Genomic DNA, 25,306 nt, shown 5'->3' with positions numbered 1-25,306 from the left:
ACGCGAGGGTGGGCAGGATGGCGGAGGCGATCACCGAGCGGCGGCCCCGGTCGCGGCCGGGGCCGCCTATGACCGGTCACCAGCCCGCACTGGACGGCATGCGTGCGCTCGCCGCGTTCGGGGTGTTGCTGCTGCACGTCGCCGCGACCACGGGTGTCGCGTTCGAGGACTCCGGGTTTGCCTCGGTGCTGGTGCGGGGGGACGTGGGGGTGGCCGTCTTCTTCGTGCTGTCCGGCTTGCTGCTGTACCGGCCTTGGGCTTCGGCGCTGCTGCTCGGGACGCCGGGTCCGCACGTCGGGGGCTACCTGGTGCGACGGGCGCTGCGGGTGCTGCCGGCGTACTGGGCGGTGGTGACGGCGGCGCTGCTGTTCTTCAGCCCGCAGCACACCCGGGCGCTGTGGACGTGGGCGCAGTGGTTCCTGCTGCTGCCGCTGTACGACCCGGATCCGTGGTGGCGCGGCTCGGGGCCCGAGGGGCTGTACCAGATGTGGACGCTGGCGGTGGAGGCCGCGTTCTACGTCACGCTGCCGCTGCTCGCGTGGGCGGTGGCGCGGCTGGCGTCCCGGGGCGGGGCGGACCCGCGCACCAGGGCGCGGCGGGCGCTGCTCGTCCTCGGCGGGCTGACGGCGCTGTCCGCCCTCTACCTGCTGGTGGTGTACGTGCCCACCTGGCGTCCGTTGGCCGGGACGGTCGTGGTGCGGTACTGGATCTGGTTCTGCCCGGGGATGATGCTGGCGGTGCTGGCCGCCTGGGCCCGAAGCGAGCCGGAGGACGGGCCGGTGCGGCGGTTCTGCCGGACGGTCGCCGGGTCGGCGGGGACGTGCTGGGTGATCGCGGCGCTGGCGTACGTCATCGCGAGCACGGAGCTGACCGGCCCGCGGGTGCTCGGCGTGGACACGTTCTGGACGGCGTTCTTCCGCACCGTGCTCTACGCGATGGTCGCGGTGTTCGCGGTCGCGCCCCTCGCGCTGGCGGACGGGAGGGCGTCATCGCCGGTGGGCAGGATCCTCGGCGGGTCCGTGCCCGCCTTCCTCGGCCGGATCTCCTACAGCGTCTTCCTGTGGCACGTCTTCGTGATCGCGGTCCTGTACCGCGCGCTGGGCTGGGAGCCGCGCACCGGCGGCTTCTGGCCGGTGCTGCTCGTGGTCTGCCTGGCCACGCTGGCCGTCGCCACGGTCTCGCACCTCGCCGTCGAGGAGCCGTTCCGCCTGCTCGGCCGCCGCCTGCCCCGCCGGCGCCGCGCCGGCTGAGCGCACCAGGACGGCGAGCAGCGCCCCGAGCACGGGCAGCGCGAGCAGCTGCGGCAGCGCGTCGGCGAGCAGCGGCCCCTGCCCGAACGCCGTCGCGACCCCGGCCGCGACCAGCCCCGCCCCCGGAACCCACAGCCGAAGACCCGCCCCGGCCCTGATGCCGCGCGCGAGAACGGCACCGGGTGCCGCGCGAACCCCGGGCCGATCGAACAGCCACGTGAGCACCGGCACCGCCACCAGCCCGGCCGGTCCGGCCGCCCACAACCCGGCCGCCGCCCCCGTGACGAGCACCGTCGCACGGTTCACGCCCGCCCAGCGCCCCACGTCCTCGCGCCGCCGCCCGACCACCCGGAGCAGCGCGAAGAACAGCACCGGCACCAGCCCGCAGATGCCCGCGACGATCGTCCACCGGAACAGCGAGCCCGGCGCGAAGGACATCGTCACCCGCCCGTTCAGGCCCGCCGGCACCGCCCACGCCTGCTTCCACCCGTCCACGCGGACCGGCCGCAGCACCACGCCCCCGGCGCTGGCCCGCCAGCCGGGGTTGAAGTTCTCGTCGACCACCAGGTACGACGCCACGGGCGCCGCGACGTCGACCGTCCTGGTGGAGCCCGCGAAGTCCCTCGCCACCGCCGAGCCGAGGACCCGCGCGGGCGGGGTCACCCGCGTGCCGGTGAGCACGGCCGAGTCCACCCGGAACGGGTCCAGCGGGGACACGAACACACGGTTGCGGCCCGCGGCCACCCGCGCCTGTCCGCAGGTGACGTACCGCAGCGGGCGCCCGGCCAGGACGTCGCCGAACGTGCCCTCGGCCCGGCTGCGCAGCTGCACGCCGTTGACCAGCAGCGTGGGGCCGAGGCCGCACGCCAGCGTGAACCGCTCGTGAGCCGTGTCGGGCAGCGGGTCCACGCCGGGCACCACGACCTCGCTCACCTGCAGCGAGCCGGGGCCCGCGAACCGGATGGCCAGCCGGTCGGTGCGCAGGCGCGGGAAGGTCACCACGCCGTCGTCGCCGATCCACCCGCCGCGCACCGTGCCGTCCGCCCCGGTGACGATCACCGAGGTCGGCGGGCGGGCCGTCGGCGGGCGCCGGACCGTGAGCCTGCTGATGGTGCGGCGTCCGCGCCAGGCGATGGTCAGCTCGGGCGAGGTGTCCTTGGCCGAGGTCACCCACGTGGTGGCGAGGTCGCCGTCGAAGGCCGAGCGGGGCTGCACCACCGGGTCGGCGGACCAGACGCCGGACCCGCGCACCGTCGGCGGCCCGCCGGGGCGGGTGTACCGGTCGACCAGCGCGGGGTCGCGCAGCACGGCGTACCCGGACACCGCGCGCGTGCCGGCCGCGGCGGCGGTGAACTCGTGGTCGAAGGCGTAGCCCTCCTCCCCCGCCCGCGCCAGCGACGGCGCGCAGACCCACCGCACCGAGCCCGGCACGCAGGCCCCGCCCTCGGGTGCCCGGGTGAGCAGCTGGCCCTCGGGGACGCCCGGCGGCACCCGGACGGACGGGGAGACGTACGTGCGGGACGGGAGCAGGCCGGGGATCGACAGGTCGGAGACGGCGACCGAGGTGCCGTCCTGGTCGGCGCCCGGCGCGCCGCCGACCGACAGCACCCGGACCCGCAGCCAGGTGGCGCGTCCCTTGGGGACGGCGAGCCGCTGCGGGGCGCCGGTGACGTCCTGTTCGAGGCGCCCGGCGTCGGTCTCCACCGCGACCCGGGTGGGGAAGGGGCCGAGCGCGGGGTCGTCCACGAACGAGACCTGAGCCTGCGGCACGTCCAGCGGGCGGCCGAAGTCGACCCGCAGCCACTGCCCGGCCGCGCCGCCCCAGCCGCCGGAGCGCCAGGCGGTGCGCGGGTCGCCGTCGATCGCCGCGTACGGCAGGTTGCCCTCGGCGTGCAGGTCGCGGATCGCGCCCGGCCCGGACGCCGACGACGAGGCCGACACCCCGGCGATGCCCTGGTAGCGGGCGGTCGCCCAGTACGGCTTCCAGCCGTCCTCCACGTAGTCGTCCACCGCGCCGACCTTCGGCGGCGTCTCCCCCGCAGTCAGGGTGGGCGACATGGAGACCCGCAGCTCGCCGAACTGGCGCTGGCGCCTGCGCAGGGAGTCGGTGACGAAGACCTCCCGGGGCGCGGCGCCCGCGGCGTCGTCGTCCAGCGCCACCGGGCCGTCCCCGAGCAGGCCGTGGTCGGCGAGCGCGAGCAGGCCCTCCGGGCCGCCGTACAGCCTGACCAGCTCGTCCTGCGGCGGCAGCGACACCACCGGCCCCGCGCCGGCGACCTCGTACACCTCCAGGGACGGGTACCGCGAGTCCAGGCCGTCCAGCGCGTCGTCGGTCCAGCCGCCGCCGGACGGCGGCCCGAACTCCGCGACCTTGGCCAGGCCCGGGGAGGCGTCGAGGGCCTGGTGGACGCGGGCGGGCCAGGCGCCGGTGAGCTCGCGGCGCTCCAGGTCGTTGCGGACCAGCAGGTAGCGCACGCCCATGCGGGCCAGCACCGGGGCGACGCCCGGGGAGCCGAGGCCGGTGCTGAACCGCTGGTCGATCGCGTCCAGCAGGCGGACCAGGCCGAGCGAGCCCGCCGCGGCGACCTGCCGCTCGGCCCACCGCACGGTGAGCAGCTGTTGCGGCGGCTCGTCCATCGGGCGGCCCCAGGTGTACTCGCCGAACCGCGAGCCGGGGACGGCCAGCACGCCCTGCTGCCCGGCGCGCTCGTTCAGCCACTCGGCGGCCTCCCGCCAGTAGTCCGGTATCTGGCGGAACGACCCCCCGGCCGCCAGCCCGAGGGTCACGGCGGGCACCACCGTGGCGGCCAGCCCGGCGAGCGCCACCCCGGCGAGCGCGGGACGCAGGCGAACCGGGCCCATGCGCGCCGCGAGGGCGGGACGGGCCGTGGCCAGCAGGTGGGCCAGGCCGACGGCCAGCGGCAGCCGGAGCACCGCATCGAACTTGCGCAGGTTGCGCAGCGGGGCCAGCGGGCCGTCCAGCAGGTCGCGGAGGTACCCGGCGAAGCCCGGCTCCAGCACGCTGATGTGCCCGCTGACCGCGATGAGCGTCCCGGCGAGCACGGCGAGGGCCAGGAAGCGGCGCTCGGGCAGGTCGGAGCGCAGCACGCCGGTCAGCCCGAGGGCGGCCACGGCGCAGGTCGCGACGATCAGCAGCGGGCGGGTGGCCAGCTCGAAGCCGACCGGCTGGGACGGGCCGGCGCCCGAGTAGATCCACGACACCCAGTCGGGGGTGCCGCGCAGCACGTTGGGCAGCGAGGTGACGGCGGTGGTGGTGCCCGCGCTCTCGGTGTAGGGCAGGAACGAGAAGCCGTACCGGGAGAACAGCAGCAGCGGCAGCGTCCACCAGACGGTGGCCAGCACGACGCCGAGCACCCACCAGGCGAGGATGCGGGCCCGCCGTGCCGACCGGTCCCTGGTCAGCACGTACAGCCCCGGCACCACCAGCACGGCGACCACGGCGGCGGCGTTCACCCCGCCGCACAGGGCGACCGCGAACGCCGAGCGGGCGCAGCAGATGACGCGGTTGCCGCCGAGGGCCGCGGTGACCAGCGGCAGCAGGATCCACGGCAGCAGCGCGGCCGGCTGGAACTCCGCCGACAGCACCCCGACCATGGTCAGGGCGCGGGGCGCCAGGGCGTAGGCCAGCGCGCCGACCAGCCGGGTGCGGGGCGTGCCGACGCCGAGGCGGGCCATCAGCCGTTCCGCGCCGAGGAACGCCGCCACCAGCAGCAGCGCCATCCACAACCGCTGCACCACCCAGCCGTCCAGCCCGGCGAGGCTGCCGAGCAGGTAGAACGGCCCCATCGGGAACAGGTACCCGGCCACTTGGTTCTGCAGCTGACCGAACTGCGCGGTGTCCCACAGCTCGACGGCCCGCGCGAGGAACGCCGCCGGGGTCATCGCCAGGTCGATCTTGGTGTCGCTGATCAGCCGCCCCGGCTGGGTCAGCATGGCCAGCGTGGCGAGCATCAGCGAGCAGGCCAGCCTGTGCAGCCGGCCGCGCAACCTCTCGTCGGCCCCGCCGTTCACCACGGCTCGCCCAGCAGGACTTCCTGCGGCCCGGCGGGGCGGAGTTCCAGGATCTCGCCGAGGCCGGCCGCGTGGATCCGGGCGGGCGTGGTGCACTCGACGACGACCGTGCGCTCGCCGGCGCCGGCGCGGTAGCGGACCACGTACGCCTCCCCCTCGCCGACGTCGGCGACCATGAGCAGCCTGGCCATGCGGCGCGCGGCGGCGTCCCAGGTGAACCGGGCGGCCCAGGCGCGGCACTCGGCGGCGATCTCGGCCCGCCGTGCCGCGACGTCCTTGAGCACGGCGCCCGCGACGACGTCCAGGGACTCGCCGGGACGCACCAGGCGGCCGGTGCGGCCGTCGCGCACCGCGTCGCGCAGGCCGTCCACATCGTAGGCGACCGTGGGGACGCCGAGGGCCGCCGCCTCCAGCACGCTCAGGCCCCAGCCCTCGCCCTGGGAGGCGGACAGGTGCAGCCAGGACGAGGAGACCAGCCGGGCCTTCTCCTCGTCGGTGACGAACCCGTGGAAGCGCACCGCGTCGCCGAGCCCGGCGCCGGCGGCGAGCCGGGTGAGGCGCTCCTGCTCGGGGCCGCGGCCGACGACGTGCAGCACCAGCCCGGGCCACTCGTCGCGCAGCGCGGCGGCGGCCTCGATCACCCGCTCCACCCGCTTGTGCGCCACCAGGCGGCCCACGCAGACCAGCGACGGCCGCGCGGACGGCGTCCCGGGCGGGGCCGCGGGCGGGTCGCCGCCGTTCGGCACCACATGGATGGGGCCGGTCCACGCCAGCCGGTCGCGCATGGCCGCGACGGTGGACGGCGACACGGCCACGCACGCGCGTCTCCGGTACGCCCGGCGGGCCACCGGGCCCTCCAGGAACCGTCCGAGGCGCGCCATCCAGCCGGGGAAGTGCACGCCGAACTGCGCGTCGTGCACGTGGTGCATCACACACAGGACCGGCACGCGGCGGGGGATCACCCACGGGGTGAAGAAGGGGATGCCGTTCTGGCAGTCGATCACCGCGTCGAACCGTCCACGGTGGCGGGCCAGCCAGGCCAGCACCCGGGGGTAGACGGTGAAGACGCCGCCCAGGCGGACGATGTCGACGCCGTCCACCCTGGCCGTGCGGGACTGGCCCTGGTCGCGGGCGGTCACGAACGTCACCCTCGCGCCCTGGGCGGCCAGGCGGCGCCCGATCTCCCACGCGTACGCCTCGGCGCCGCCCGCCGAGCGGTGCCACGGGTCGCGCCAGTTGACGACGGCGACACGCCTGCCGGGCAGCCCCGGCGGCCAGCCGGGCGCCGACAGCGCCACCTCCCTGACCGGCATGCGACCTTAGGCGGCCGAGGAGGCCGAGTCGCGGTACGGGGCCGCGGCGACCCTGGCGGGGGTGGCCTTCGCGGGCAGCTGGCCGCGGGCGGCGAAGCCGACGTCCAGCCAGATGGCGCCCATCTCGGCGAAGATGCCGAGGCTGTGCCGCAGGCAGGAGAAGGTGGAGCCGGAGACGTCGCGCCAGTGCACCGGGATCTCCCGCATGGCGAGGCCGCGCTCCCGGAACCTCGCGAGCAGCTCGACGTCGAACGCGAAGCCGTCGCACCGCAGCCGGGCGGCCACCGTGCGGGCCTCGGCGCCGCGGAAAAGCTTGAAGCCGCACTGCGTGTCGCCGATGTCGCCGACGATCTGGCGAGCCAGGCCGCGGAACACCGTGGCGCCCACCCGGCGCAGCAGGCTGTGCCTGGCCTCGACCACGGACGCGGGGTCGGCGCGCGAGCCGATGACGGCGGCGTAGCCCATGCCGAGCAGGGCCATCGCCGGGTCGAGCGCGGACAGGTCGGTCGCCATGTCGACGTCAAGGAACCCGACGAACGGGGCGGTGGTGGCGAGCAGACCGGCCCGCACGGCGGCGCCCTTGCCCCGGCGTTCGCAGTGCACCAGCCGTACCGGGACCGGCAACTGGGGCCAGTCGCGGACGATGGCCGGAGTCGCGTCGGTGCTGGCGTTGTCGACGACGATGACCCGGGCCCTGATCTGCAGCTCGGCGAGCTTCGCGCACAGCGCGGCCAGCCCTGCCGGAAGCCGGTCCTCCTCGTTGTAGGCGGGGACGACCAGTTCCAGCAGGGCCGGGCCGCCGGGCGCGCCAGCAGCCTGGGGGGAGACCATGGCGCGGCCGAGTCAGCGGGTGCCGTAGTTGAACAGAGGCTTGTTCACCGGGACCGGAGAGGGGGCAGCGAGGTTGACCACGCTGATACTGGCCCCCAGTGCGAGCAGAACTCCGGCGACTATCGCTATGAGCAGGCGCATCACTCGGCTCCTCGGCTAGCCCTGGTCTGGCGTCCACCGACATTAGAACGCGATCCAACAAGATGGAAGCAGATATACGAAAACGCAACAAACCAACCCAAGCCCACTACCAGCCACTTCCGCCCCTCTGCCTGCGGCGGAACCGGATCCGGGACGGCGTACAACCTCAGGTTCTCTCCCTGGTACCTCAGCTCCGCCCCCGCCAGCCGCCCCTGCAACACGTTCCACTCCCGGGGCTCGTCGACCACCACGAACCGCACCCCGCCCCGCCGCAGCCCTTCCGTCATCTCCCCCGCCCCTCGCACCACCGCCCCGAGCTCCCGGGCCCTGGGGTCCTCCGTCCCCACCACGATGTCCCCCACCCGCACCGCGTCGTTCCACACCACCCGCCGCGTCAGATACCGGGGCAGCGGGTCCAGCGAGGCCCGGTCCCCGTTCCACGGGTACCGCCGGTACGCCTCCCAGGGCAGCAGCAGCACGTCCCCCGCCCCCTTCTCCGCCGCCACGATCCCCCGCACCACCTCGAAGTCCCGCGGATACTCCACCGCGGCGAGCCGCCCGAACCCCCCGAACAGCAACCCCGGCAGCAGAAGCAGCGGCCCGGCCGCCATCACCCCGGCGATCACCACCCGGGCGGACCTCCCGGGCCCCGGCAGCGTGGCACGCCCGTCCCCCGGGGCCGCTTCCCGCTCACGCCGGACCGTTTCCCGTTCACGCCGGACCGTTTCCCGTTCACGCGGGGCCGCTTCGCGCTCCTCCGGGGCCGCTTCCCGTTCGCGCGAGGCCGCTCCCCGCTCGCGCAGCAGCCACCGGGTCACGGCGGCGATCCCGAGGGCCTGGGCCAGGGCCAGCGGGGCGACGTACTGCTGAGCGTCGCGCAGCACCGCGAAACCCGGCCAGAAGCCGATCAGCGCGCGCAGCACGGCCCGCCCCGGCTCCACGGTCCCGAGGGCCGCCACCACGAAACCCACGGCCGCCGCCACCGCGAGGCCGCGCCTGCCCGGCAGATCCCGCGCCATCGCGAACCCTCCGACGGCCACCACCGCGACCAGCAGGCGCAGCGCCGCGGGAACCACCGCGTCGTACCCGCCGGGCACCACCTCGGCGTTCCACACCCCCGACAGCGACAGCAGGCTCGCGTACACCCCGAACGGCGAATCCGCCCGCGCCGCGAACGCCTCCACCCCCGCCGCGTCCGACGGCACCCCCCGCCCGGCCAGCAGGCTCGGCACCAGCCACGGCAGGCTCAGCACCCCGCACGTCACCGCCACCCGCCACCACGCCCGGGTCCGCCCGGCCGCGGCCACCGGCAGGACGGTCAGCGCGGTGATGATCATCGCCATGAACCCGCCGGCGGCGGCCGGCAGGAACCCCAGGACCCCCCGCCCCGAGACGACGGCGCGCACGGCCCACGGCAGCCCCGCGTACCCGAGCAGCAGCGCCCACTGCCCGAGGAACAGCCGCTCGGCGACGAAGGGATTCCAGGCGTAGAACACCGCCCCCGCCAGCCGTACCGGAACCCTCTCCCCCGCGAGCAGCGCCGCGACCCCCGAGCACGCCAGCACGAAGATCCCCAGCAGGATCCCCTTCTGCACGACCTGCCCGGGAAGCACCCACCCCAGCACCCCCACCAGGGCGTCACTCGGCACCGCCCGCGGCAGATTCCCGGTGAGCCCGAACGCCCCCGCCCCCACCACCGGCTCGGGCACGAACACCATGTCGTACACGAGCACGAACCCGGCCGCCAGCGCGGGCCCCAGCGCCACCACGCCGAGCACCACCCCGACCCCCACCGGCCACCACCGCCACACCATCCCCCCACCCTGCCGGATCCCCACCGCCCTCCGCACCGGGCCCCGGCCCCACCTGCGGAAGTCGTGGGGCGCCGGGGCGGGCTCGAGGGGGGCTTCGCGTGATATACCGGGTGTTTCGTCGGCGGGTTTATCCCTTGTCTTCCTCTATGGACAGATTGCGGGTGACGTGTCATCTCGGAGTGTGGCGAGTCTCGCGCCGGAGGGGCCGGGGACCGCTGACGACGTGCGGGTGTCTCGCTGGGCGGGGCGGAATTGGGTGCTGGTTGTGGGGGTGTTGTTGGTCGCGGTGGGGTTTGTGGGTAAATGGCTGGTTTTGCGGGGTGGGTACTTTCGGGAGGACGACTTCGAGTACGTGGCGCGGGCGTGGGCGGCGGGGTTCGACTTCGGGTATCTGGGGCGGGTGCACTGGGGGCAGTTCATGCCCGGGGGGTTCGCCGTCGTCTGGGTGGTGGCCAGGGTGGCGCCGTACGACTGGGGGGTCGTGGCCGGGGTGACGCTGGCGGGGTACGCGGCGGCGGGGCTGGCGGTGCTGCGGATGCTGCGGGTGGTGGCGGGGGCGCGGTGGGGGACGCTGGCGCCGCTGGCGGTGTTCCTGTTCACGCCCATGACGCTGGCGGCGATGAGCTGGTGGGCGGCGGCGTTGAACACGGTGCCGTTGCAGATCGCGTTGCCGATGGCGGTCGCGTCGCACGTCCTTTATCTGCGCACGGGGCGGACGGCGCACGTGTGGGCGGCGGCGGGGTGGGTGGCGTTCGGGATGCTGTTCTTCGTCAAGGCGGCGCTCATCCCGGTGGTGTTGTTCGTGGTGACCGCCGGATATTTCACCAAACGGCGGGGGTGGGGGGTGCTGTGGGCCACCCTGCGGGAGTGCCGCGCGGCGTGGACCGTCCAGGGTGCTCTCGTCGTGGGATACGCCGCCCTTTATCTGTTCCAGCTGCGCACCTCGGCGAGCGGGCCGAGCGTTCCCCCGGCGCAGGACATCCTCACGTTCGCCCGGCTGCTGATCACCGAGACGTTCACCACGACGGCGCTCGGCGGGCCCGGTGACTGGTTCGCCACCGCCGCCCGCGACATCGCCCTCGCCGCCCCCTCCCCTCTCCTGGTCCTCGCGGCGGGGCTGATGTTCCTGCTGCTCGTCGCGGCGAGCCTGCTGCTGCGCCGCCGCGCCTGGTGGAGCTGGGCCCTGCTGGGCGGCTACCTGCTGCTGGCCGACGTGCTGCCGGTCGCCCTCGGACGGCTCACCGAGCGGTACGTCGAACTGGCCGGCGCCGAGACCCGCTACGTCGCCGACGCCGCGCCGGTGCTGGCCCTGTGCCTGGCACTGGCCTTCCTGCCGGTGCTCGGCGAGCGGGACGCCTACCGGCGCGCGTTCACCCGGCCGGACGGCGGCCGCCTGCGGCCCGCGTGGTCGCGCGCGGCGCGCGGGCTCACCGCGATCGGGATGGCCGGGTTCGCGGCGGGAGCGGCGTGGTCGTCGGCGGAGCTGGCGAGGACGGTGGACACCACCCCGGGGCGGGTCTTCCTGGCGAGCGCCGAGAGGTCGCTGAGAACCGCCTCGCCGGACGCGGACGTCTTCGACAGCGAGATGCCCACCTATCTGATGCAGCCGCTGTTCGGCGAGTACGCCCGCGCCTCACGCGCGCTGGCGCCGTTCGCCCGCCCGGTGCACAGGGCGACCATGCGGGACCAGCCGCCGTCCGCCGCTCCCCTCGTCCTGGACGACCGGGGACGGCTGCGCCCGCTGAAGGTCTGGGGAAAGACCTACCGGCCGCCGGACGGCTGCTGGCCGACCCGGGACGACGGCGCCACGATCCCCGTCGAGGACCCGACGGGCAGGGACGACAGGTACGTCGCCCGGCTGGAGTACATCAGCGGCGTCGCCCAGCCGGTGACGGTGTGGCTCGGCCAGGGGCATGTGGACGTGACGCTGGAGCCTGGCCTGCACGCCGTGACGTTCGCGATAAAGGGACACGGGGGCACGATCCGGGTGACCGGCGACCGGTCCGGACCAACCTTTCAGGTCTGCGCGTTGGCGCTGGGCTTCGCGGTGGCGGGCTAGTACCTGCGCGATGCGGCAGAAAACCGGTCGGATGCCTTAAGGAATTTCGGCCAAGTAAGTGCACATTTACCGAGTTCAGCGTGCTTTTCAGCATGATCCGACGAATTGAAGTCAAATTTCGTGACAAAACATCATTGCAGCCATACCACAGCGGCCGTACCTTCCCGGTATGGATCTGGAGCTCCGACACCTCAAGATCGTGCGCGCGGTCGCCGAGGCCGGGAGCGTCACCAAGGCCGCCACCCAGCTAGGGCTGGCACAGCCGTCATTAACCGCGCAGCTCAAGCGGATCGAGCGAACACTAGGCGGCACGTTGTTCGAACGTGACCGCAACGGCGCCCGCCCCACCCCCCTCGGCGAGCTCGTGCTGACCAGGGCGCGCGTCCTGTTACCCGCCGTCCGGGAACTGCAGGAAGAAGCGGTGCGCTTCGCCAACACCTACACCGGCATCCCCGGCATCCGCATCGGCGCCACGCACGGCCCGATCCTCGGCGGTCTGGTCGACCGCCTCACCGCCGCCCACCCGACCGCCCCGGTCAGCACCCGCACCTCGTGGTCGTCCAGGGAGCTCACCACGCTGGTGAGCGCGGGGCGGCTGGACTTCGCCCTCATCGGCACCTGCGGCGAGAGCCCTCCGCCGTCCATGGAGGCGATGACGTGGACCGTGGTGGGCACCGACCCGGTGTTCGTCCTGCTCAGCGAGGACCACCCGCTGGCCGGGGAGAAGGAACTGGAACTGTCCACCCTCGCCGACGAGGGCTGGGCGCTGGCCCCCGGCGACGGATGCTTCACCGACTGCTTCGCGGGCGCGTGCGCGCGGGCGGGCTTCGTGCCGAAGAACGTGTACGAGTCGGACGTCGCCACCTGCCTCCACCTGGTCCAGGTGGGCAAGGCCGTTGCGCTGTGCCAGGCGACGTTCCAGCTCAGCGCCGGTCTGGTGATGATGCCGCTGACCGGTGCCCCGCTGCAGTGGCGGCACCTGCTGGGCTGGCACGTGGATTCCTTCGCCGGCCGCGCGGCCCCCACCGTCGCCGACCACGCCAGGGCCGCGCACGGGCAGGCCGTCCAGCGCAGCACCCGGTACCTGGATTGGCGCGCCAGAAACCCCCATTTTGGGGCAGTTCCATAATGCGACGGTAGGGACGAAACGATAGTGCGGCGGCCGGCGGGGGCGCCGTTACGGTGACGGCACCCCCCTATCCAAGGAGAGTCGATGCTCCACAGACGCACGGTTACCGCCGGTTGCGCCTTGGCTATCAGCGCCCTCACCCTCCTCGCCGCTCCCGCCATCGCCGACCGCGAACCCGCCGCCGGGACCGGTTCCACCGCTCTGCGCCCGCCCGGCGACATGGTGTCGGCCATGCAGCGCGACCTCGGCCTCACCAAGGAGCAGGCCGAGTCGCGCCTGCTCAACGAGTCCCGTCTCGGCGACGTCGAGGTCGGCCTCCGCAAGAAGATCAGCGACAGCTACGCGGGCTCGTGGCTCAGCGGGCCCACCTCCGCCACCCTGACCGTCGCCACCGCCGACCCCGCCGCCGCCTCCTCAGTCACCGGCACCGGCGTGCAGGCCAAGGTCGTCAAGCACAGCCTGGCCACGCTGAACGCCGCCAAGGACGCGCTCGACAAGGCCGCCGCCAAGGCGCCGAAGACGGCCCCGGTGTGGTACGTCGACGTACGCACCAACAGCGTCGTCGTGCTGTCCGACCAGCCCGCCGAGGCGGAGTCGTTCATCGCCGCCAGCGGCGCGGGCAAGGGCGTCGTGCGGGTCGAGAAGTCCGGCGAGAAGCCCGAGCTCTACTACGACCTGCGCGGCGGCGACGCCTACTACATCAACAACTCGGCCCGCTGCTCCATCGGCTTCTCCGTCACGCGCGGCAGCACGCCCGGTTTCGTCAGCGCCGGCCACTGCGGCAGCGCGGGCGCGAGCACGACCGGCTTCAACCAGGTCTCCCAGGGCACCTTCCAGGGCTCCTCGTTCCCGACCAACGACTACTCGTGGATCTCGGTGAACAGCAACTGGACGCCGCAGCCTTGGGTGGCGGGCAGCGGTGGCAACGTGACCGTGACCGGCTCCACGGTGGCCGTCGAGGGCACCTCGATCTGCCGCTCGGGTTCCACCACCGGCTGGCGCTGCGGCACCGTGCAGCAGCGCAACACCAGCGTCACCTACGCCCAGGGCACGGTGTACGAGGTGACGCGGACCAACGCCTGCGCCCAGCCCGGCGACTCCGGCGGCTCGTTCATCTCCGGCACCCAGGCCCAGGGCATGACCTCCGGCGGCTCGGGCAACTGCACGACCGGTGGCACGACGTACTTCCAGCCGGTCAACGAGGCGCTGTCGGTGTACGGCCTGACGCTGACCACCAGCGGCGGCACCCCGCCGCCCACCGGGTGCAGCGGCTACCAGCAGACCCGGTCGGGCAGCCTGTCCAGCGGCGCCAGCGTCTACCAGCCGGACGGCTCGTACTACACCACGACCGCCTCGGGCACCCACCGCGGCTGCCTGGACGGCCCGAACGGCGTGGACTTCGACCTGTATCTCCAGAGATGGAACGGCGCCAGCTGGGTGAACGTCGCCAGCGGCATCACCTCGGGACCCGATGAGACGGTGACGTACACCGGCGCGGCCGGCAACTACCGCTATCGTGTCCACGCCTACAGCGGCTCCGGCTCCTACACCATGGCCTACAGCGCTCCGTAGGCCCCACGGACCCCCGGGCGCAGCCGGGGAAACCGCGCCGGCGCCGCCGTCCCGAGAGGGACGGCGGCGCTGTGCGCGGTCCATAGCCTTGAAGGCCCCGGCGCCTCAGCCGGCCGGGGTGATGCGGTACACGACGTGCCTCGGGCCGTCGGTGACCCGAGCGGCGCCGGTGAGGCCCGTGTAGTGGCCGGTGCCGCCGGTGACGGTGGAGACGCCCGTCAGCGGCACGGCGCCCGGCACGCTTTCCAGCCCGAGCAGCGTGATCTGACCGCGCTTGGTGCGCAGGACGCGGGCGCACTGGGCGACGGTGCCGCGCGGGGTGACCTGGACCGCGGCGCAGTGCGCGCTCGCGTCGCCGGCCCGCCGCCTTTTCCCGTCGAAGAGGGATTGGTAACTCACCCAGGAATCGCCCACTTTGAGGGGAGAAGGCTGGGTATTCGCCAATTTGACGGCGTAGAAAAGGATCGGCGCGGGCTTGCGACCGGGCTTCGCGGGGGTGGGCGCGGACGCCGTGCCGCGGGCGGGCGCGGACGCCGACGCGGCCGACGGGAGGACGGCGACCGAGCCGCCGGAGAGCGCCACGACCAGCGCGGTCACGGCGAGACGGTAACGGGGCGAATATCCAGACATTTGTGCTCCAACTCGGGAGGGATTACGAAGCAGGCCGCTTTTCGCTCAGCGGCGGCTTGACATTTTCCCCGCGATATCCCGGCCGGGCAACGCCCATATTCACGGCATAGTTCGCCTTCTCCCTGCAAATCCCCATAAAAAAACTCGCGATTTCTCCGGGAGGCCGCGAGGCGCTCCAGTCAGCCCCCACGAGCCCGCCCGCCAGCGGACCTGACTCTAAAACGATCACATGTAAGACAGACCGGTGAACGGGTCCATAACACGGAGATAGGGGCGAAACGATAGCTCCGCTGTGCCCCTTAGCCCGGGTTACGGTGACGGCAACTCCCCCCAACACAAGGAGAGCCGATGCTCCGCAGACGCACGGTCACCGCCGGATGCGCTCTTGCAATCAGCGCCGTCACCATGATGGCCGCCCCCGCCGCCATCGCGGACCGGGCACCCTCGGCCGCGACCGGCACCACCGCCGCCCCCGCGCCCACGATGATCGACGCGATGAGCCGCGACCTCGGGATCACCAAGGAGCAGGCCGAGTCCCGGCTGCTCAACGAGGCCCGGGCGACCGGCCTTGAGGCCTCCTTCCGCGACAAGCTCGGCGGCAGCTACGCCGGCGCCTGGCTGAGCGGGCCCACCTCCGCCACGCTGACCGTGGCCACGAGCGACGCGGCCTCCGCCGCCTCCATCACCGGCACCGGTGTCCGCGCCCAGGTCGTCAAGAACAGCCTGGCCTCGCTGGACGCCGCCAAGGACGCGCTGGACAAGGCCGCGGCTAGCGCCCCGGCGTCGGCCCCGGTGTGGTACGTCGACGTGAAGACCAACAGCGTCGTGGTGCTCTCCTCCGCGCCCTCCGACGCGGCGCAGTTCATCGCGGCCAGCGGCGCCGACGCGGCGCTCGTCCGCGTCGAGGCGTCGGCCGAGGCCCCGCAGACCTTCTACGACCTGCGCGGCGGCGACGCCTACTACATCAACAACTCGGCCCGCTGCTCGGTGGGCTTCTCGGTGCGCCGCGGCAGCACGCCCGGCTTCGTCAGCGCCGGCCACTGCGGCCGCGCGGGCAACACCACCACCGGCTTCAACCGCGTCGCCCAGGGCACCTTCCAGGGTTCGTCCTTCCCGGGCAACGACTACTCGTGGGTCGCGGTGAACAGCAACTGGACCCCGCAGCCTTGGGTGCGCGGCGCCAGCGGCAACGTGATCGTCCGCGGCTCCACCCAGGCGGGCGTCGGCTCCTCGATCTGCCGGTCCGGCTCGACCACCGGCTGGCACTGCGGCACGGTGCAGCAGCTCAACACCTCCGTGCGCTACTCGCAGGGCACGGTCAGCGGCGTGACCCGCACCAACGTCTGCGCCGAGCCCGGTGACTCCGGCGGTCCGTACATCTCGGGCAACCAGGCCCAGGGCATGACCTCCGGCGGTTCCGGCAACTGCTCCAGCGGCGGCACGACCTTCTTCCAGCCGGTCAACGAGGCCCTCTCGGCCTACGGCCTGACCCTGGTGACCGGCTAGCCACCGGCGCCACCCGGCACCACCCTCCGGCGCCGCCGTCCCCCCGGACGGCGGCGCCTCCCTTTTCTCTGGACATGTAACCCCAGCGGGGGTATGTATGGGTTATAACCCTCTACTAACCCCAGTGGGGAGACATCGAATGCCCAAGATCAACGTCTACCTTCCCGACGAGCTGGCCGAGGCCGTCAAGGAGGCGGGCGTGCCGGTGTCCGCCGTGTGCCAGCGCGCCCTGGAACAGGCGGTGCGGCGGATCACCGCCATCCGCGTGACGGCGTTCGGGGATCTGGACGCGGAGGACCCCACCGGCAGGCTGAGCCAGTTCACCGACCGCGCCCGGACCGTGCTCAAGCTCGCCGTGAAACTGGCCCGCGCGGACAAGGCCCCCACCGTGGGCACCGAGCACCTGCTGGCGGGCATGCTCGCCGAGGGCTCCAACCTCGCCCTGCACGTCCTGCGCGCCATCGACATCGACCCCATCCAGCTCGCCGGGGTGATCCCCCTCACGGCCGGGCCGGAGGACGGCGAGCCCGCCCGCCACTTCAGCGCCCAGGCCGCCGCCGTCCTCGAACTGACCGTCAGCGAGGCGACCGGCCTCGGGCACAACTACGTCGGCTGCGAGCACCTGCTCCTCGGCCTGGTCGCCGAGCCCGACGGCACCGCCGGCCAGATCCTGCGCGGCCGCGGCGCCGACCCCAGGCTCACCCGCCACGCCGTCACCGCCGCCCTGGCGGGCTACGTCCACCTGCGCGCCCAGACGACCCCCCAGGCGGCCCCCGCGGCCCCCCAGGCGGTCCCGCAGGGCGCCAGAGAGGCACTCACCGCCGCCGTGCGCGCGGAACTCCAGCCGTTGATCACGCGGATCGAACGACTGGAGTCCCAGGCCGGTCTGACCGACGCGCCGTGAGCCCTACTTGCCGGGCTCCGGGTCGCGGGGGAGGTTCAGCAGGCGCTCGGCGATGATGTTGAGCTGCACCTCGGTGGTGCCGCCGTAGATGGTCATGGCGCGGGTGGCGAGGACGGCGCGGTTCCAGTAGCCGGGGTCGCCCAGCTTCATGTCGGCGGCCGTGGTGGCGGCGGGGCCGACGAGGGTCACGGCGCACTCGGCCACGTGCTGGGCGTGCGAGGTGGACAGCAGCTTGCGGACGGACGCGTCGGCGCCCGGCTCGGCGCCCGCGAGCTGCTTCAGCGTGACGCGCAGGCTCAGGGCGTTGATGGAGTGCCCCTCGCAGACGACGACGGCCAGCTCCAGGCGTTCGGCGGGGGTGAGATCGCGGTTCAGGCGGGAGGCCAGGCCGAGCAGGTCGGGGACCGAGGAACCCGTGCCGCCCGAGCCGGACGAGAGGGAGACGCGCTCGTTGGAGAGGGTGTTGCGGGCGACGCGCCAGCCTTCGTTGATCTCGCCGACGACCAGCTCGTCCGGCACGAAGACGTCGTCCATGAAGACCTCGTTGAAGAGGTTCTCGCCGGTCATCTCGGTGAGCGGCCGGACGGTGACCCCGGGGGCCTTCATGTCGACGATGAAGTACGTGATGCCGTCGTGCTTGGGCTTGGTGGTGTCGGTGCGGGCGATGCAGATGCCCCACTCGGCGACGTGCGCCACCGAGGTCCAGATCTTCTGGCCGTTCAGCCGCCAGCCGCCCTCGACCCGCTCGGCCTTCATCTGCAGCGAGGCGAGGTCGGAGCCCGCGCCGGGCTCGCTGAACAGCTGGCACCAGATCATCTCGCCGGCCAGCGTGGGCGGGAGGTACCGCTCCTGCTGCGCGGGCGTGCCGTACGCGACGATGGACGGCACCACCCACGCGCCGATGACCATCTGCGGCAGCCGCACCTTGGCCGCCCGCAGCTCCTGGTGGATGAGCACCTGCTCCAGCGCGGAGGCGTCCCGGCCCCAGGGGTGCGGCAGGTGCGGCATGACGAAGCCCTCGCCCGCCAGCGCCCGCTTCTGCTCCCGGCCCTCCAGGGCGGCGATGCGCGCGATCTCGGCCCGGATGCCGGCGCGCCGCGCCTCGGCCTCCTCGGGCAGGTCGATCTCCATCTCCCTGGTGACGCCGGACAGCGAGTAGCCCGCCACCCGGTCGGCCCACTCGGAGGAGGCGCCGAGCAGCGCGCGCAGGGTGAGCGCCCGGCGGAGGTACAGGTGGGCCTCGTGCTCGAAGGTGTAGCCGATACCGCCGAAGATCTGGATGGCGTCCTTGGCGCAGGAGACGGCGGCGTCCGGGGCCATCACGCCCGCGATGGCGGCGGCGAGGCCGAACTCGTCGCCGGTGGCGCGGGTGGCGTCCCACACGGTGGCCCTGGCCTGCTCGAGCGCGACGAGCATGCGCGAGGCCTTGTGCTTGACCCCCTGGAACTGCCCGATGGGGCGGCCGAACTGCACCCGCACCCGCGCGTAGTCCGCGGCGGCCCGCACGCACCACGCGGCGACCCCGGCCGCGTCGGCGCCGAGCAGGACGGCGGCGAGGTCGCGCACCGCCGGCCCGCTGAGCCCGTCCAGCACGCGCTCCCCGGGGACGGCGACCGCGTCCGCCGTCACGGTGGCGACGCCGCGGGTGAGGTCGAGGCTCCTGACCGGGGTGACCGTGACGGCGTCGCGGGACAGCGCGACCCATTCGCGGCCCCGCTCGGTGTCCACCGGAAGGACCAGCACGTCGGCGAGGGCCGCGCCGAGCACGGACTCGACGGTGCCGCCGACGGTGAGGGCGCCGTCCGCGTCCCGGGTGCCGGTGAGCGCCCCGGTGAGCGCGACCGCGCCGGTCAGCGTGCCGTCGGCGAGTCCCGGCAGCAGCTCGGCGCGAGCCTTGGCGTCGGCGGCGTGCACCACCGCGGACGCGAGGACGGTCGGGAGGTACGGCCCCGGCGCGACCCGCTCCCCGAGCGCCTCGACGGCCACGGCCGTCTCCAGCAGCCCGAACCCGCTCCCGCCGTACTCCTCGGGAAGGTGGAGCCCGAGCAGTCCCTGCTCGGCGAGCCCTGCCCAGAACCCGGGCCGCTCCTCGCTCTCGGCCCCGACGGCCGCGCGGACCACTTCTACGGGGATGTTGCGTTCCGCCCACCCGGTGACGGACTCGCGGAGCGCCTCGTGCTCCTCGCTCAACCCGATCGCCATGACATCCTCCGTGCGGTTCGTGCCGTTCCGGTAGCCAGAACCATATTCTAGAAGATGCTTCCATGGCGAACACATGCCTATGTGCGCTTCAGCCGAAATTACCGGCCACGGCGCGTGTCCGGGCGGAGACGGCCGGTATCGGACGGCTCAGATCGGGCGGACGGCCCAGAAGAGCATGTTGAGGTCCCGGTACAACGCGGGGCGGGTGTCGGGGACGGTGGCGAAGAGCATGGCGGGCTTGGCGCGACCGGTGGCGACGACCATGACGTAGGACTGCGAGGTGTGCTTCTTGCCGTCGACGCGGTAGGTCAGTTTGTAGCCGAGCATCCAGCCGACGCCGTAGCGGGTGCGCTGGGAGACCGTCCAGTTGAACTTGGCGGTCTGCGGCTGGTGGCGCAGGGACCACTTGGCGGCGCGGGCCGCGAGGGCGCGGAAGTCGGAGTAGACGCGCGGCTGCTTGTTCAGGGCGCCGGGGAGGGGGGCCGAGCCGATCAGCGTCTGGGGGCGGGCGGAGGAGCCGACCTTCTGCGCGGCGGCGAAGCCGGGGCGGGTGGCTTTGGCCCACGGCCCGGCGTACTGGGGGTAGCTGATGCCGGTCTTCTGGTCCTGGACGTACGACGCGACGGGCGTGCCGGTGCCGTCGAACACCGTCATCGGCCTGGCGGCGGGGACGGGGGGGACGACGATGGGGGTCGGCTTGGGCTTGACCGGGGTCGTGGCGCCCGGCCCGCCGCCGCGCGCCGGGTCGACCCGCACCGGGTCGTCCGGCCGGTCGCCGGCGAACAGCACGAAGATGAGGACGACGATGACGGCGGTGACGAGCGCCGCGCCGATGCCGTACACGACCTTGATCGGGACGTCGCCCGCCCGCAGGATCGCCGCGGACAGCGGGCCGTCGGGCCTGCGCGGGACCACCGCGGGCGTCGGCGGGGCCTCGTCCACCGGCTCGGGCCAGGGCGGCATGGCGTCGGACTGGCGCACGCGCGGGACGGCGCTCTCGCGCACCCCGCGGCCGGTGTCGTCGTCTCCGGCGGGCGCGTAGGGGCGCCTGCGCAGGAAGCCGGCGGGGACGGTCGGGCCGTCGGGGGGCAGGGGGGCCTGGTCGGCCGGCAGGCGCGGGACGCCCACCACGCCCGGGACGCCCGCGACGCCGAGGGCGGCCCCGGTCGGGGGGAACGCTCCAGGCTGACGCCTGACGTCGCCGGTCGTGTCGGTGTCGGCGGTGTCCGCGGCCCCGGCCGCGCGCGCCGCGCTCGCCGCCCGCACGGCGTCCGTGACGTCCACCGTGTCCGACGGGTCGGCGGTGTCGTCGTCGTCGGCCTCGGCGACGAGATCGAGTTCGGTGCCCGGATCGGTGCCGGTGCCGGGGTCGTCGGCGTCGTCCTCGGCGTCCGGGTCGGTGTCGGCGCCGGGGAGCACGCGGACCGAGTCCGCCGCCCAGATGCGGACGGCGTCGATCTGCATGGTGGTCTCGCTGTCCGCCTCCGCGGGGCTCCCGTACGCCGGGACGTCCCGGTCGGCGTCGGGCCGCGAGGTGGCGGCCTGGGTGCCCGCCAGCGCCTGGTCCAGGCTCATCCGCGGCAGCGGCCCGGTGGGTGCGTCATAGGAGGGAACGTACGTGGGAGGCCGCCCGGAGCCAGGGCGGCTGGGGGTCTCACCAGTGCCGTCCGCCATGTCGGCAGACTACGTCACAACTCGTGATCGTTTCGGCCCGGCGCCCCCTCCCGGAGGCCCCGAAGGGACGTTCTCCCAGGTAGCGGGCGGAAAGCCGTGCTCAACAAAAATAGCCCGGATGCACATAGATCACTGGATGTCACTCAGCGTATCTTCCCCAGGCCAGGGCATCACACTTTCCATGGACATGGCACCACAGAATCGACTCATCGGACATGCCGTGCGGCGTCGCGCCGCCGCCGGGGCGGCCGGATTCCTGGTGGCCGTGACGGGCGGCTGCGGCCTCCCCGGCGCTCCCGCCGCCACCAGCACGACGACGCCCGTCCCCACGGCCACCGCGCCGGCCCCCACCGCGGCCCTGCTCCCGCAGGAGCAGGCGTACATGCGGGTGATCGCCAAGGTGCTGCCGTCCATCGTGCAGATCACCACCGGCAAGGGGCTCGGCTCCGGGGTGGTGTACGACGGCGACGGCCACATCCTGACCAACGCCCACGTGGTCGGGCAGTCCAAGAGCTTCCAGGTGACGCTGGCCTCCGGCGGCGAGCCCCGCAAGGCCAAGCTCGTCGCGTCGTACCCGCTCGGCGACCTCGCGGTGATCAGGGTGACCGACACCACCGACCTCTCCCCGGCGACGTTCGCCGACTCCAGCCGGCTCAGGGTGGGTCAGATCGTGCTCGCCATGGGCAACCCGCTCGGTCTCTCCGGAAGCGTGACCAACGGCATCATCTCCGCGCTCGGCCGCACGGTGACCGAGCCGCAGGGCGAGGGCTCCCCCGGCGCGACCATCACCAACGCCATCCAGACCTCGGCCGCCATCAACCCCGGCAACAGCGGCGGCGCGCTCACCGACATGGCCGGGCAGGTCATCGGCGTGCCCACCCTGGCGGCGATCATCCCCGAACTGGAGGGCGCCGCCCCCGGCATCGGCTTCGCGATCCCGAGCAGCACCGCCAAGGACGTCGCCGACCAGATCATCAGGTACGGCAAGGTGGTGGACACCCGGCGCGCGGCCCTCGGCGTGCGGGTGAACACCGTCATCGGCGCCGACGGCCAGCCCGCGGGCGTCGGCGTCGCGATGGTGGAGCCGGGCGGCGGCGCCGCCAAGGCGGGCATCCGCCCCGGCGACATCATCGTCAAGATCAACGGCCGTCCCACCCTCACCGCCGCCGCCCTCTCCGAGGTCCTCGCCACCCTCAAGCCCGGCACCCAGGCCCAGGTCGAGATCCTGCGCCCCAACGGCACCACCAGGACCGTCCCCGTGCCCCTCGGCACCCTGCCGAGCCGCTGACGTCCGTCAGCCGACGACGAGGACCACCTTGCCGCGCGCGTGCCCGGTCTCCACCTCATGGTGGGCCTTGGCGGCGTCGTCCAGCGCGAAGGTCTTCCACACCGGGATCCGCAGCGCGCCCCGGTCGTGGAGCGCGGTCAGCTCGGCGAGCTGCCCCGCGGAGCGCTCGGTGCCCAGCAGCCGGACCCCGTACGCCGCGGCGTGCGCCCACGCGGCGATGGACCCGATACGCCCGGGGTCGCGCACGAGGCTCACCGACACCCGAAGCGCCTCCTCGGTCCCCGCGCAGTCGAGCGCCACGTCGACACCCCCGGGGGCGAGCGCCCGCACCCGCTCCTCCAGCCCCGCCCCGTACGCGACCGGCTCGGCCCCGAGCCCGGCCAGATACCCGTGGTTGCGCTCACTGGCGGTGCCGATGACCCTGGCCCCCCACGCGCGCGCCAGCTGCACGGCGTACCCTCCGACCCCACCCGCCGCCGCGTGCACCAGCACGGTCGGCCCGGAACGCACCGCGCCGGGGCCCACGCCGAGGGCCTTGAGGGCGGTGGCCGCCGTCTGGCCGGAGGCGGTGAGGGCGCCGGCCTCCTCCCACGGCATGCGCTCGGGCTTGGGCGCCAGGTGTGCCGCCTCGGCGACCACGTGCTCGGCGTGGCAGGCGTTCTCGGCCCAGCCGATCACCTCGGCGCCGGGCTCCACACCCCGCACGCCCTCCCCCACCGCGTCGACCACCCCGGCGAACTCCTGCCCGAGCCGCTGCGGGAACACCGCCGGGCGCCACCCGGCGGTGCCGCCGCGCCGCAGCAGGCAGTCGAACGGCTGCACCCCGGCCGCCATGACCCGTACCCGCACCTGGCCGGGACCCGGCCGCGGCGCCTCGGCGTCCACCACGTGGAGCACCTCGGGGCCGCCGTACTCGGTGAAGACCACCGCCCTGCTCATCACGACGTCCCTTCGGCCGGTGAGTCGTCCGGGCCCAGCAGGGCGAGCAGCTGCTCACGGCAGAGCCGCCGGTACTCCGGCGAGTACGGCTCCACGCCGAGGATCGCCGACACGAACTGCGGCATCGCGATCGGCGCGAAGGTCAGCGCGTGCATCAGCAGCAGGACGAACTCCGGCGCCACCGCCCCGGTGACCTCCCCCGCCGCCTGCCGCCCGCGCATCACCTCGACGGCGCGCAGCATGGCCGCCCGCCGCTCGCCGTCCGTCTCCGCCCCCTCGCCCGGGTCGTCCCCGAGCGCCCGCCAGACCACCAGCCGCGCCCAGTCGGGCCGGTCCAGCGTGGCGTCCATGTACGCGGCCAGCGACTCCGCCAGCGGCGCCCCGGCGGGCACGAGCGTCGACTCCAGCTCGTGCCACCGCGCCCGCAGCTCGTCCAGCAGCCCGCGCTTCCCCCCGAAGTAGTAGGAGATGAGCTGCTGGTTCACCCCGGCCCGCGCCGCGATCCCCGCCGTCCGCGCCCCCGAGTACCCCTTGGCCCCGAATTCCTCCACCGCGGCCTGCAGAATGCGCTCCCTGGTCCGCTCGGCCGCTCTACCCCGGACGTCCACGGCCGCCGCACGCCGCGGCCCGCCGCCCCGCCCCCGTTCGGTGCTCATGCCGAGGACCGTACTGCATCAATCAGTTGCCTGACAATAGTCATTCAAACAATTGATTGAGGCCACTCGCCCCCGTAGGGGCACCTCGATGAGGTACCCCTGAAGGTCAGGCCGCCAGGATGTTGCGCCGGATGAAGGCGTTGGCGAACTTGCCCGCCGGGTCGTAGTGCCGCATGAGGGTGTGGAAGTCGTCCCACCGGTCGTAGCGGGTGCGCAGGATCTCGGGGGCGGTGGTGAACACCTTGCCCCAGTGGGGGCGGGCGTCGTAGGGGGCCAGTCGCTCGTCGACGAGGGCGACGACCGGGAGGACGGCCTCGGTGTCCTTCACCCAGGTGAAGTGGATGCCGACGGTGTCGCGGCCGTTGCTCGGGCTGAGCCACAGGTCGTCCGCCGTCATGGTGCGGATCTCGGAGATCTGCAGCACGGGCGCGATGCGCTCCTGGACGGCGTGCAGCGTCCGCAGCGCCGCAAGCGCCCGCGACCTCGGCACCAGGAACTCCGTCTGCAGCTCCTCACCCGCGCTCGGCGTGAAGTCGGGGCGGAAGTGCGGCAGGCGCTCGTGCCACGGGCCCGGCACGCCGAGCTGCTGGGTGCAGTGCTCGGCGGACACCCCGGCGATCGGGTGCCGCGGGCCGTCCGCCGGCCTGGCGCCGAACAGGTCGCCCTCGGGCACGGCCGGGTCGCCGTCGCGGTGCTTGACCCAGACCTGGTCGACGGTGTCCCCGCGCCAGCTCGTGAACAGGCTCACGCTGTAGGCGCTGGACATGATGTCGTCGAAGTGGTCGCCGAGCGCCTCGAACGGCAGCCCGTCGAACACGTGCTGCCGCACGTCGAACGAGGGCCCCGCCTCCAGCGTCAGCGCCGTCACCACCCCGAGCGCCCCGAGGCCCACCACGGCCCCCCGGAACGCGTCCCCGTCCCCGCGCCCGAGCGTGACGACGTCCCCCTCGGCCGTCACCATCTCCAGCTCCACCACGGCCGTCGCCAGGTTCCCGTTCCGGTCCCCCGACCCGTGCGTCCCCGTCGCGCACGACCCCGCCACCGAGATGTGCGGCAGGGACGCGAGGTTGTGCAACGACAGCCCCTTGTCGTGCAGCCGCCGCGCCACCTCCGCGTACCGCATGCCCCCCGACACCTTCACCACCCCCGCCGCCGAGTCCACCTCGACGACCTCGGGCAGCCCCGCCACCGACACCATCACCCCGTCGGAGTCGGCGACGTCGTTGAACGAGTGCCCGCTCCCCAGCGCCCGCACCCGCTCCCCCCGCGCCACCACCTGGGACAGCTCCCCCACCGACCCCGGCCGTGCCACCTCGCCGGCGGAGAACACCAGATTCCCGGCCCAGTTAGTCAGTCTCCCAGCCAC

17 protein-coding genes and 1 pseudogene are annotated in these 25,306 nt (G+C 73.8%); 7 read left to right on the top strand and 11 right to left on the bottom strand.

What is annotated here, in order from left to right; all coding sequences use genetic code 11:
• Nucleotides 1-17 precede the first annotated feature (17 nt).
• Nucleotides 18-1,250: an acyltransferase family protein gene (locus ACFP1K_RS30355; protein ID WP_380759703.1), complete on the top strand. Its 1,233-nt coding sequence runs from the start codon at nt 18-20 to the stop codon at nt 1,248-1,250.
• Between the two features lie 2,040 nt (nt 1,251-3,290).
• On the opposite strand, the pseudogene ACFP1K_RS30350 reads toward ACFP1K_RS30355, so the two are convergent.
• The 5 genes and pseudogenes from ACFP1K_RS30350 to ACFP1K_RS30330 all read right to left on the bottom strand — a co-directional run.
• Nucleotides 3,291-5,222 (bottom strand): annotated as a pseudogene (locus ACFP1K_RS30350) (alpha-(1->3)-arabinofuranosyltransferase domain-containing protein); the annotation flags it as partial.
• A gap of 56 nt (nt 5,223-5,278) precedes the next feature.
• Nucleotides 5,279-6,595, bottom strand: a complete 1,317-nt coding sequence (locus ACFP1K_RS30345) for a glycosyltransferase family 4 protein (protein ID WP_380759701.1) — start codon at nt 6,593-6,595, stop codon at nt 5,279-5,281.
• A gap of 6 nt (nt 6,596-6,601) precedes the next feature.
• Complete coding sequence (locus ACFP1K_RS30340) at nt 6,602-7,426, bottom strand: glycosyltransferase (RefSeq protein WP_380759699.1); 825 nt, start codon at nt 7,424-7,426, stop codon at nt 6,602-6,604.
• A 12-nt stretch (nt 7,427-7,438) separates the two neighbouring features.
• Nucleotides 7,439-7,567, bottom strand: coding sequence for a hypothetical protein (locus ACFP1K_RS30335; RefSeq protein WP_380759697.1), 129 nt, complete (start codon nt 7,565-7,567; stop codon nt 7,439-7,441).
• A complete protein-coding gene (locus tag ACFP1K_RS30330; RefSeq protein ID WP_380759695.1) occupies nt 7,567-9,381 on the bottom strand; it encodes a hypothetical protein in 1,815 nt (604 codons plus the stop codon). Before ACFP1K_RS30330 ends, ACFP1K_RS30335 begins: the two co-directional genes overlap by 1 nt.
• A gap of 295 nt (nt 9,382-9,676) precedes the next feature.
• Here ACFP1K_RS30330 and ACFP1K_RS30325 point away from each other — a divergent pair, with 295 nt between their 5' ends.
• From ACFP1K_RS30325 to ACFP1K_RS30315, 3 genes are all read left to right on the top strand, one after another.
• Nucleotides 9,677-11,440, top strand: a complete 1,764-nt coding sequence (locus ACFP1K_RS30325) for a hypothetical protein (protein WP_380759694.1) — start codon at nt 9,677-9,679, stop codon at nt 11,438-11,440.
• A gap of 169 nt (nt 11,441-11,609) precedes the next feature.
• The gene (locus ACFP1K_RS30320) at nt 11,610-12,569 is read left to right on the top strand and encodes a LysR family transcriptional regulator (RefSeq protein WP_380759692.1); all 960 of its coding nucleotides are present in this window, start codon (nt 11,610-11,612) and stop codon (nt 12,567-12,569) included.
• Nucleotides 12,570-12,653: 84 nt separating this feature from the next.
• The gene (locus ACFP1K_RS30315) at nt 12,654-14,141 is read left to right on the top strand and encodes a S1 family peptidase (RefSeq protein WP_380759689.1); all 1,488 of its coding nucleotides are present in this window, start codon (nt 12,654-12,656) and stop codon (nt 14,139-14,141) included.
• 105 nt (nt 14,142-14,246) lie between these two features.
• Here the strand turns inward: ACFP1K_RS30315 and ACFP1K_RS30310 are convergent, their stop codons facing one another.
• Complete coding sequence (locus ACFP1K_RS30310; protein WP_380759687.1) at nt 14,247-14,738, bottom strand: allene oxide cyclase barrel-like domain-containing protein; 492 nt, start codon at nt 14,736-14,738, stop codon at nt 14,247-14,249.
• A gap of 381 nt (nt 14,739-15,119) precedes the next feature.
• Between ACFP1K_RS30310 and ACFP1K_RS30305 the strand changes: the two genes are divergently transcribed.
• Both ACFP1K_RS30305 and ACFP1K_RS30300 read left to right on the top strand, forming a co-directional pair.
• Entirely contained in the window at nt 15,120-16,277 is a 1,158-nt protein-coding gene (locus ACFP1K_RS30305) for a S1 family peptidase (protein ID WP_380759685.1), read from the top strand.
• 139 nt (nt 16,278-16,416) lie between these two features.
• Entirely contained in the window at nt 16,417-17,181 is a 765-nt protein-coding gene (locus ACFP1K_RS30300; RefSeq protein ID WP_380759683.1) for a Clp protease N-terminal domain-containing protein, read from the top strand.
• A 3-nt stretch (nt 17,182-17,184) separates the two neighbouring features.
• Here the strand turns inward: ACFP1K_RS30300 and ACFP1K_RS30295 are convergent, their stop codons facing one another.
• Both ACFP1K_RS30295 and ACFP1K_RS30290 read right to left on the bottom strand, forming a co-directional pair.
• The gene (locus ACFP1K_RS30295; protein WP_380759681.1) at nt 17,185-19,383 is read right to left on the bottom strand and encodes an acyl-CoA dehydrogenase; all 2,199 of its coding nucleotides are present in this window, start codon (nt 19,381-19,383) and stop codon (nt 17,185-17,187) included.
• Between the two features lie 147 nt (nt 19,384-19,530).
• A complete protein-coding gene (locus ACFP1K_RS30290; RefSeq protein ID WP_380759679.1) occupies nt 19,531-21,057 on the bottom strand; it encodes a hypothetical protein in 1,527 nt (508 codons plus the stop codon).
• A gap of 220 nt (nt 21,058-21,277) precedes the next feature.
• Here ACFP1K_RS30290 and ACFP1K_RS30285 point away from each other — a divergent pair, with 220 nt between their 5' ends.
• The gene (locus ACFP1K_RS30285; protein ID WP_380759677.1) at nt 21,278-22,345 is read left to right on the top strand and encodes a S1C family serine protease; all 1,068 of its coding nucleotides are present in this window, start codon (nt 21,278-21,280) and stop codon (nt 22,343-22,345) included.
• A 6-nt stretch (nt 22,346-22,351) separates the two neighbouring features.
• On the opposite strand, the gene ACFP1K_RS30280 is transcribed toward ACFP1K_RS30285, so the two are convergent.
• From ACFP1K_RS30280 to ACFP1K_RS30270, 3 genes are all read right to left on the bottom strand, one after another.
• Nucleotides 22,352-23,284 (bottom strand): NADP-dependent oxidoreductase, encoded by a 933-nt coding sequence (locus ACFP1K_RS30280; protein WP_380759675.1) that lies wholly within the window; start codon nt 23,282-23,284, stop codon nt 22,352-22,354.
• A complete protein-coding gene (locus ACFP1K_RS30275; RefSeq protein ID WP_380759673.1) occupies nt 23,284-23,940 on the bottom strand; it encodes a TetR/AcrR family transcriptional regulator in 657 nt (218 codons plus the stop codon). The genes ACFP1K_RS30280 and ACFP1K_RS30275 overlap by 1 nt, the downstream gene beginning before the upstream one ends.
• Before the next feature lie 106 nt (nt 23,941-24,046).
• Nucleotides 24,047-25,306, bottom strand: a complete 1,260-nt coding sequence (locus ACFP1K_RS30270; RefSeq protein ID WP_380759671.1) for a D-arabinono-1,4-lactone oxidase — start codon at nt 25,304-25,306, stop codon at nt 24,047-24,049.

It is taken from the genome of Sphaerisporangium aureirubrum (genome assembly GCF_042658925.1).
GTDB lineage: Bacteria > Actinomycetota > Actinomycetes > Streptosporangiales > Streptosporangiaceae > Sphaerisporangium > Sphaerisporangium aureirubrum.
The sequence above is the reverse complement of the archived record's forward strand: the minus strand, read 5'-3'. Positions and strand labels throughout refer to the sequence as shown.

What these genes read in the sequence shown, in the direction of transcription:
- ACFP1K_RS30340 (WP_380759699.1), bottom strand. Translation starts at nt 7,426, where the DNA reads ATGGTCTCCCCCCAGGCTGCTGGCGCGCCCGGCGGCCCGGCCCTGCTG.
- ACFP1K_RS30295 (WP_380759681.1), bottom strand. Translation starts at nt 19,383, where the DNA reads ATGGCGATCGGGTTGAGCGAGGAGCACGAGGCGCTCCGCGAGTCCGTC.
- ACFP1K_RS30275 (WP_380759673.1), bottom strand. Translation starts at nt 23,940, where the DNA reads ATGAGCACCGAACGGGGGCGGGGCGGCGGGCCGCGGCGTGCGGCGGCC.
- ACFP1K_RS30280 (WP_380759675.1), bottom strand. Translation starts at nt 23,284, where the DNA reads ATGAGCAGGGCGGTGGTCTTCACCGAGTACGGCGGCCCCGAGGTGCTC.
- ACFP1K_RS30315 (WP_380759689.1), top strand. Translation starts at nt 12,654, where the DNA reads ATGCTCCACAGACGCACGGTTACCGCCGGTTGCGCCTTGGCTATCAGC.
- ACFP1K_RS30345 (WP_380759701.1), bottom strand. Translation starts at nt 6,595, where the DNA reads ATGCCGGTCAGGGAGGTGGCGCTGTCGGCGCCCGGCTGGCCGCCGGGG.
- ACFP1K_RS30355 (WP_380759703.1), top strand. Translation starts at nt 18, where the DNA reads ATGGCGGAGGCGATCACCGAGCGGCGGCCCCGGTCGCGGCCGGGGCCG.
- ACFP1K_RS30300 (WP_380759683.1), top strand. Translation starts at nt 16,417, where the DNA reads ATGCCCAAGATCAACGTCTACCTTCCCGACGAGCTGGCCGAGGCCGTC.
- ACFP1K_RS30335 (WP_380759697.1), bottom strand. Translation starts at nt 7,567, where the DNA reads ATGCGCCTGCTCATAGCGATAGTCGCCGGAGTTCTGCTCGCACTGGGG.
- ACFP1K_RS30330 (WP_380759695.1), bottom strand. Translation starts at nt 9,381, where the DNA reads ATGGTGTGGCGGTGGTGGCCGGTGGGGGTCGGGGTGGTGCTCGGCGTG.
- ACFP1K_RS30290 (WP_380759679.1), bottom strand. Translation starts at nt 21,057, where the DNA reads ATGGCGGACGGCACTGGTGAGACCCCCAGCCGCCCTGGCTCCGGGCGG.
- ACFP1K_RS30305 (WP_380759685.1), top strand. Translation starts at nt 15,120, where the DNA reads ATGCTCCGCAGACGCACGGTCACCGCCGGATGCGCTCTTGCAATCAGC.
- ACFP1K_RS30320 (WP_380759692.1), top strand. Translation starts at nt 11,610, where the DNA reads ATGGATCTGGAGCTCCGACACCTCAAGATCGTGCGCGCGGTCGCCGAG.